Genomic DNA, 1,217 nt, shown 5'->3' on the forward strand with positions numbered 1-1,217 from the left:
ATGGCAAAGAGCAAATTTGAACGTACGAAGCCGCATGTTAATATTGGAACGATTGGTCACGTTGATCATGGAAAGACATCGTTAACAGCAGCGATTACGAAATATTTTGGTGAATTTAAAGCGTATGACCAAATTGATGCGGCACCAGAAGAAAGAGCGCGTGGAATTACCATTTCTACGGCACATGTTGAGTATGAAACAGAGCAACGGCACTATGCGCATGTTGATTGCCCAGGTCACGCGGATTATGTGAAAAACATGATCACGGGGGCAGCGCAAATGGATGGGGCGATTTTGGTTGTCTCTGCTGCTGATGGTCCGATGCCTCAAACACGTGAGCATATTTTGCTTGCGCGCCAAGTTGGTGTTCCAGCGATTGTTGTTTTTCTGAATAAGGTTGATCAGGTTGATGATGCTGAACTTCTGGAGCTTGTTGAGCTTGAAGTTCGGGAACTCTTGTCAAAATATGATTTTCCAGGAGATGATATACCCGTGGTTAAGGGTTCGGCATTGGCCGCTCTTGAAGATAAAGATAAAAGTATTGGAGAAGATGCAGTTCGTCTTTTGATGAGTGAAGTTGATAATTATATTCCAACACCGGAGCGTCCTGTTGATCAGCCATTTTTGATGCCGATTGAAGATGTTTTTTCGATATCTGGGCGTGGTACTGTTGTAACTGGTCGTGTTGAGCGTGGAGTTATTAAGGTTGGTGAGGAAATTGAGATTATAGGTATTCGTCCTACATCAAAAACGACGGTTACCGGAGTTGAAATGTTCCGCAAGCTTTTGGATCAGGGTCAAGCTGGTGATAATATTGGTGCTCTTCTTCGTGGCGTTGATCGTGAAGGGATTGAGCGTGGACAAGTTCTTGCAAAGCCTGGTTCCGTTACGCCTCATACACGCTTTAAAGCAGAGGCTTATATTTTAACGAAAGATGAAGGTGGTCGTCATACACCATTTTTCACGAATTATCGTCCGCAATTTTACTTCCGTACGACAGATGTGACGGGGATAGTGACCCTTCCAGAAGGGACAGAGATGGTCATGCCTGGAGATAATGTTGCGATGGATGTTTCTTTGATAGTTCCGATTGCCATGGAAGAAAAGCTTCGTTTTGCTATTCGCGAGGGTGGTCGTACTGTTGGTGCTGGTATCGTTTCTAAGATCATTGAGTAAGGAATGGTTATGAAAAACGTCTTTGTTGTAAGAGGCGTTTT

1 protein-coding gene is annotated in these 1,217 nt (G+C 44.0%); it reads left to right on the forward strand.

Annotation, left to right across the window (positions count from 1 at the left end):
• Positions 1-1,176: an elongation factor Tu gene (gene tuf / locus J7R10_RS08170; protein ID WP_010705084.1), complete on the forward strand. Its 1,176-nt coding sequence runs from the start codon at positions 1-3 to the stop codon at positions 1,174-1,176.
• Positions 1,177-1,217 lie beyond the last annotated feature (41 nt).

It is taken from the genome of Bartonella vinsonii subsp. berkhoffii ATCC 51672 (assembly GCF_902825225.1).
In the GTDB taxonomy this organism is placed as follows: domain Bacteria; phylum Pseudomonadota; class Alphaproteobacteria; order Rhizobiales; family Rhizobiaceae; genus Bartonella; species Bartonella berkhoffii.